This window comes from Arcicella aurantiaca (assembly GCF_003148625.1).
Classification (GTDB): Bacteria; Bacteroidota; Bacteroidia; order Cytophagales; family Spirosomataceae; genus Arcicella; species Arcicella aurantiaca.
This window is the reverse complement of record NZ_QGGO01000057.1, coordinates 1-7,632: the sequence shown is the minus strand read 5'-3', so window position 1 is coordinate 7,632 and position 7,632 is coordinate 1. Positions and strand designations below refer to the sequence as shown.

Here is a 7,632-nt window from a genome sequence, read left to right as displayed (position 1 = left end):
AAAATTGAGCGAGAGCGTTTAGAGCAGGAAATGGCGAAACTCAAATTCAATTATGAATTTAGCAAAGCAGCACTCAATAAAGTAGAAAAAGAATTAGCTGAAAAGAAACAACAAGAACAAAACCGCCATAGAGGCATATCTCACCGATGACAGACCCTTTTGAAGAAATAACCTCTCTCCGCAAGAGCCATGAAGAATTAAAACAGTTGCTACAAAAGTCCTTAAATCAACCACCCCGTTGGACAATTGATTCTAAAGCCATTGCCGAACATCTTAGCCAAAGAGTACCTAATCCTGTGGATACATTGGAACAAATACAATTGGTTGAAAGAAATGTACGTCAAACGCTGAACAGTTTTCCCAAGAGTATTCCCATTCGAGGGGAGTTCTACGGGTTTACGTCAAAGAAAACATTTTTCTCTTATTGGGGAATGTTAGCGGTGAGTATGTTGGTTGCTTTTTATTTTAGTTTTCGTGCAAGCGATGACGAGCGACTCAAAGAGTATAAACGATTGGTTGAAGAATTTGGTCGGAAAAATCCGAGACTTGCCAATAAGTATTTTGGGAGTTGGTACGAGCGAAATTTAGAACAGTAATATTGGGTTTTAGTTTCTGATAAGATTCAATTATCGGAAGATATTTTTAACTATCACAAAGGGGAAAAATAACCCCCGTAACGTTACGTAACGCTTCTTGGTAACGTTACAGGTGACATTTTAGCCTTTTTTGAGAGGTTTTTGCGTATATTTTTATACGTTAGTTTTTTGAGGAACTATTTTATCTTCATAATAGTTTGAAGATTGTACCCCCTAAATGAAAAAAGGCATACAAATTGTTGTACTGCTGATTATTAATTAATCAACCTGAATAAGTCTTCCTGTATTATCCATCCATGAATCGGTTTTATCCCGTAATGGTATGATATAGCCTTGCGACTTATTTAACCAACCACTAAATACAAAAAATATTATGTCAAAATTATCAAAAAAAGTCTGTCCCGCTTGTGGAAGCATTTTTCAGAAACGCAGTGAAACCCACGAATACTGCTCAGGTGCTTGTCGCACAAAAGCCTTCCGCCAACGTAATGAAATGGAAGAGCCTTCTTTTTTGCATCAATCTAAAAAGTCGGAAGAATCTTCTTTCAAAAAGGAATCGTCGTCAGATGCAACAAAAGTATCCCATGAAAATATTTCTGATTTTTCAGCAATAGGGATTACTGAGTATATTCCTAATCCTGCTTATGTGCGAATAGCCAAAGAGTATAGCGATTGTGTTAAACATACGCTCGAACTTCAAAGTAAGAGGGAAGCCTTGCAATCAGAGATTAATCTTTTAAATGGAACAACGGCAAAAATTGTAGGGGCGTTTTTGGGTGGTTTAGTCGTTTTGGCTGGCGGATATGCTTATATGCTTTTTCAAACCAAGAAAGGTAATGTTATCAAGAAAACGCTTTTTTGGATTTTGCTTATCCCTACCACCATCATTGGCATTGTTGCAGGAGGAGCTTTATCTGTTCTTACTTATTTTGGTTCAGAGAAAGTCCAAAAGTTAGCAAAAGCTAATGAAAAAGAAGTAGAGGTTTTAGTACTCGACCAAGAAATATTAATCTCACAAGATAAAGAGAAGCTATTGGCTATTGAGCGAGATGCTATTCAAAAGCAAATTGCCAAATATGATAAAGTGAATCAAGAGGGTGACTATATTCCTTTTGAAGATGTGACCCCTCTAAAAGTGACGACACTTGAAAGTTTAAAAAATAAGAAATTCAAGACGTTGGATTTTTCGGGCAAATGGAAAGATTTAGTAGGTACACCCGAAGCCAATTTTTGTTTGATGGTTTATGGAAAGCCAGGACAAGGAAAAAGTTATTTTACGCTTGAATTATCAGAATACTTAGCTCATCATTTTGGGAAGGTTTTATTCAATTCATCGGAAGAAGGTTCTTCTCTTTCTCTTCAAAATAAGATTAACCATTTTGATATGGAGAATATTTATTTAGGCGATGCAAAGGATATAACTTCTTTACAATATCTTCTTACTCAATCCCCCTATAAGTTTGTGGTGATTGATAGCATCAACCACATGAGCATAACGCCTGAGGACTTACGTAAGTTGAGAGGATTGCACCCCGATAAAGGTTTTATTTGTATTCTTCAATCAACTAAAAGTGGAGACTTCAAAGGAGGCAATGAATTTGAACATGATGCTGATATTTCAATCAGAATTGATAAAAGAGTAGCTGATTGTAAGAAAACTCGATACCAATAGAAATTGGCAAAAAATGCCCCTGTAACGTTACGTAACGTTTCTTTGTAACGTTACAGGACACGTTACAGGGGTATTTTTGCATATAAAGTAGCTTTTAAATTATTAAAAAAAACATTAAACTTTATAGCAATAATATTTACAAAACCCTCAATATTCGTCATCTTTGCAGTTCAACAAAAAGACATAACTATCGAATAAAAATAAAAAGACATATAAATTTTAGCGTTTAGCTTAACAATCTTGTGATTCTGAAACTCTGGTAAAGTAAATGAATTATCCACAAGGAAAGTTGAAGTTGAGCGTCCATGCGGTTTGCGTGGACGCTTTCTTTGCTTTGTGGATACGGTTTTACCAGAGACCTCAGAATACAAGTAAAGTTAGCGTTCCACGCTTTTTTTATGTGTTCGTGAAACCGTATGACAACACTAATTGAAAGAGGATTAGAAAGTGGATTAATTGAAATTAATGAAAAAAATATTCTTTATAAGGTTCAAAATTTTTCTCGTGATTGGGCAAATCCAGAAGAAAAGGTTAGAGCTGAGGCTTATTTAATGTTAATTTTTAATTATGGATACTCTGCTACAAATATTGATTTTGAAGTAAAAGCAAAACAAGGAAGTAGTGGTAAAACGAGTGCAGATATTGTTGTTTTTTTAGAAAATTCTAATAAAAAAAGAGGATTCTTAGTAATAGAAGTAAAATCTGGAGACTCAAAAAACAAGCAAGAAGACGTTAGAAAGCAAGCAAGAAGCTATGCAAAATCAGAGGAGATAAATTGCCAATTATATGCTTATAAAATTGGAGATGCACCTTTTGTTGCATTCAAAACTAACGGCAAGGATGTTGAGACCACAATTCCATATCGTTACACTCTTCAATGCGTATATGTTTATCTCTTAGAAGGAAAAGGAATCCCAGAAGAACAAGCTCATTTTGAGCCTCTTAAACCATCTACACCATACGATTTGAAACGTATTTTTGGGCAATGTCATGATGAAATTTGGCAGAGTGGGGAAAAAGGGAAAGAAGAAGCATTGGAAGAGTTTAATAAGTTGTTATTTCTGAAAATGTATGATGAGATTGAAAGAGAAAAAGCTGAAAAGCACTTACAAGAATACGGTTTTCAAACCAGAGCATTGGAAACAAAATCACAACTCAGAAATAGAATTATTGCCCAATATAATGAAGCAATAGAAAAAAGGAAAGTTGATGACTTATTAAGACCTATCAATCTTGATGAATATCAAATATTTTTTATTGTAGAAAAGCTTCAAAGTATTAGTCTGATTGCTACTGATAAAGACCCTAAAGGTCTTGCTTTTGAGACTTATACTGAAAATCACATGAAGGGAGAGTTTGGACAATATTTTACACCTCGAAATATTGTTGATTTTATGGTAAAGGTTTCCCCAATTGAATGGCGAGAAGATTTTAATAGTGCTTCAACAGTTCTCGACCCTTCTTGTGGTAGCGGTTCATTTCTGACTCAAGTAGTGAGTACTTTCAAAAATCGTTTCCGAAATCCTAAAAATTGGCAAGAATTTGCCAACAACTCAGTTTATGGTATTGAAATAAGTGAGAAAATTTCGGTAAGTGCTAAAATAAACTTTGCTTTACATGATGATGGACACGATAATGTTCAAAGAGCCAATGGTTTAAATCTATATAAATTAAGATGGAAAGTAAAGCAATTTGACCTAATTCTCACAAACCCACCCTTTGGAGGTGAACCAATCAAAAACCTAAGTAATGAACAAGATAAAGCTCTCGAAAATTTGAGTCGATTTTATGATTATACCGATTATACAATTACTCAAAAGCAGATTGATGAAATTGAAATTATAAGAGGAAAAGTTAAAGATATTATTAAGTACACAGACCAGATAAGACCAGAACAAATTTTTATTGAACTGTTCTATAAAGCTTTGAAGGAGGGGGGAATTGTTGAAGTTATTTTACCTGATGGTATTCTTACAAACTCTACGGCTCAATATATTCGTGATTTTATTGAATTACACTTTCAAATTTTAGCTATTATTTCATTACCTCAATATACTTTTAGTCATTATGGGGCTGGTGTTAAAACCTCTATATTAATTCTAAAAAAGTTGTCGGTAAAAACAACCCTTCGGATAAAGGAACAGCAAAAGAAATATTTAATTTCAGCTGTAAAGTCTTATGAGTATCAGCTACAAATACTGGAAGAACGTAAAGCTAAAATTGAGAATGAACATATAGAGGTTATAAAAATAAGACAATGGCAAAAATATCAAATAGAGATTTTAGAGAAGTCTGAACTTTTTAATGATAAGACTTATATCAAGAAGGAGTTATACCAACTTCAAAAAGAAGCTTTACGAAAAATAAAAGTTATTACTAATACGCCTGATTACAAAGAATGGAAAAAAGGGATTGACCAAATGCTTAATGAAGAAATCAAAGTAATTCAAGAATTGATTTATGAAAAAGCATCCAATGACTATAAACGCTTTGAAACTGACCAACAATATGAAATTTTCATGGCTATTGCCGAACACATTGGCTACGATGCTACGGGTAAACCAACCCAACTGAATGAACTTAATAGCATTGCCGAAGAACTTATACGTTTTCTAAAAGTTCAACATGAAAACCCAAATAGTTTTTTCGCATAAGCCCTTCGATAGATACAAAAAAAATATTTTTACTGTCGAAGGGCGATTTAGATAAAAGATTAGACCCTCTTTTTTATTCCGAAAATATTTTTGATTTCCTTAAAACGACATCTTTTGAGATTAAGAAAATTAGAGAAATTACTACTTTTGTAGGAGCAGGGTTTGGAGCTGGTCGTCAAGACCAAAGTGATGATGGATACATTCAAATTCGACCAACTAACCTCGATGAAAATGGATTCTTGAAATTTGACAAAAATATATATTTGCCAGAAAGATATATTGAAAGGAACTCCGTTAATATTATTCAAGTAGAGGATGTGCTATTTAATAATACAAATAGTCAGGAATTAGTAGGCAAAACTGCTTATTTTGATTTGGATGAAACATATTTTTATTCAAATCATATTACTGTAATTCGAGTAAATAAAGATATAATTCTTCCAAAATATCTGTGGATTTTATTGAACTTATATCAGAAGCGAAAGATATTTTTCAATATATGTACAAACTGGAATAATCAGTCAGGTGTTGGAATTGAGAGACTTTTGTCTTTAAAAATTCCTATCCCAAATTTAGAAATACAGGAAGGAATAGTTACAGTTTTTGAGAATGCTAATTATATAAAACAGGCTAATGAAGCCGAAGCAAAAAAACTATTGGCAAATATTGATGCGTATTTGTTGGAACAATTAGGAATAGTTTTGCCTGATAAGATTGAAGAAAAGAATGTATTTTATGTTCCATTTTCAAAAGTTCAAGGGAATAGGTTTGACCCTAAACCATATTTAAGTTCAAATGAAGCTCTTTATAAGTCATTATTTTTTTCAAAATTTCAATGTGTACCGCTAAAGAATATTCTTATACAATCTGTAGCGGGTGATTGGGGGATTGAAAATAGAATTAATGGATATGAAGAAAGGTTAGTCATTCGAGCCACCGAGTTTGATAATATCTATAACTTAAATTTAGAAAATAGCAGAGTTAAATATCGTTTTATTAATGAAGTAAAGTTGGATAAAATGGATTTGCAAGTTGGAGATTTATTAATTGAGAAATCTGGAGGTAGTGAAAACCAGCCTGTTGGTAGAATTGCACTTATTACCAAAGATATTGCTAATCAGTATAAATTAGCTTACAGTAATTTTATTCATAAAATACGTGTTAGTGACCAAATTAATTCAGAGTATTTATTCTATTTCTTGAAAACTATTCATAATATCAAAATCACGGATTTAATGCAAAGTCAAACGAATGGTATAAGGAATCTTATCATGCGTGAATACTTTAATATACCTGTATCTCTCCCACCACTCAAAATTCAAACCGAAATTACCAATCATATTCGGAATACCATAGAACGAGCAAAGACTTTAGAAACAGAAGCTAAAGAAGTAATTGACAAAGCTAAAGCAGAAATTGAAAAAATGATATTAAGGTAAGTTGTTGTATATCAATGGACTATGTTTTTTTAAATTTACTTAAATAAGTATTTACTTAAATGTTTAAATACTTATTTAAGTAAATTTTTGTATTTTGCGGAGTATATAAATCAAATTGAAATGATTATTTCTGTAACCAGTTTAAAAGGTGGAGTTGGTAAATCTACCATTGCTCAAAATTTAGCCGTTTGTTTTGCTCATGGGGGCTATAAAGTTTGTATTGCTGATGCTGATACCAACCAAAGTGCTTTGCGATGGTCAAGTATCAGAGAAGAAGACCTTCCTTCTATTCCTGCTTTTGGTACACCCGAGAAAACATTGTCAGCCAATGTAAAGCAGCTTGCCAAAGATTATGAAGTTGTAATCATAGATGGTACGCCAACACTTGATAAAATTACGAGTAAGATTATTGTTTTGGCAGATTTACTTTTAATCCCAATTCTACCAAGTGGTTTAGATATTTGGGCGACTGAACAATTTTTACAGCGATATGAAGATGCCAAAGTAGAACGAGAGTCTGATATTTCGGCAAGGTTTATTTTGAATAGATTTCGACCTAATACTAATTTAGGTAAAGAGGTAAAAGAGATTTTACAGGATACATCTATTGAAGTTATGAATACGACAATAAAAGATAGAATGGCTTATGCAGAAGCAGTAATAAAAGGATTAGGAGTTATTGAATACAAAGATGAAAAAGCCAAAAATGAGCTAATAGACTTATATACAGAGGTTTTAGCATCTCTTCCACAAAAGTAGTTTACTTATTTAAGTAAATGTTTAAATACTCAAATAAGTAAATACTTAAATAAGTAAACAATAAAAGACTATGGCAAAGGATAATAAAGGTAATTTGGGTCTAAGAAGTGTATCTAACTTATTACCGAAGAAAGTAGAATTAAAAGAGAGTGAAGTAGATGTGAAAACAACAGATAAAGTTGTTCAAAAAATACACAGTACACAGGGGAAATTGACACGCCTGAGCATTGACTTACCAGAGGAAATGTACACACCTCTAAAAGTTAGACAACTTACAAAAGGATTTAAAACTACGAGAGATTATATATTAGACTTAATTACTAAAGATTTATCCAGTTAAAATAAAAGTTCTATAAACTTCTTTATAGAACTTTTACCAAATTTTTACCGACTTTTTTACAACTAATTAAAATTAAATGAGGGGTGATACAATTAGACTGTGTATTTAATTATACAATTTGGTACTTGAACAAAACAGGGAGATTTAGATGTTGAATAGTTTGTAATCAACT

The 7,632-nt window shown here is 32.5% G+C and carries 6 protein-coding genes; all 6 read left to right on the top strand.

Features of this window, described 5'->3' with window-relative positions; all coding sequences use genetic code 11:
* Nucleotides 1–146: 146 nt before the first annotated feature.
* Nucleotides 147–596 carry a hypothetical protein gene (locus LV89_RS24650; protein WP_109745658.1) on the top strand — a complete coding sequence of 150 codons (450 nt, stop codon included), beginning with the start codon at nt 147–149 and terminating at the stop codon, nt 594–596.
* A gap of 373 nt (nt 597–969) precedes the next feature.
* Nucleotides 970–2,268, top strand: a complete 1,299-nt coding sequence (locus LV89_RS24645; protein WP_146199267.1) for a hypothetical protein — start codon at nt 970–972, stop codon at nt 2,266–2,268.
* A gap of 416 nt (nt 2,269–2,684) precedes the next feature.
* A complete protein-coding gene (locus LV89_RS24640; protein ID WP_109745656.1) occupies nt 2,685–4,922 on the top strand; it encodes an HsdM family class I SAM-dependent methyltransferase in 2,238 nt (745 codons plus the stop codon).
* 239 nt (nt 4,923–5,161) lie between these two features.
* Nucleotides 5,162–6,361: a restriction endonuclease subunit S gene (locus LV89_RS24635; protein ID WP_109745655.1), complete on the top strand. Its 1,200-nt coding sequence runs from the start codon at nt 5,162–5,164 to the stop codon at nt 6,359–6,361.
* Between the two features lie 120 nt (nt 6,362–6,481).
* Entirely contained in the window at nt 6,482–7,120 is a 639-nt protein-coding gene (parA, locus tag LV89_RS24630) for a ParA family partition ATPase (protein ID WP_109745654.1), read from the top strand.
* Between the two features lie 70 nt (nt 7,121–7,190).
* Complete coding sequence (locus tag LV89_RS24625; protein ID WP_109745653.1) at nt 7,191–7,460, top strand: hypothetical protein; 270 nt, start codon at nt 7,191–7,193, stop codon at nt 7,458–7,460.
* The last annotated feature ends 172 nt before the right edge of the window (nt 7,461–7,632 follow it).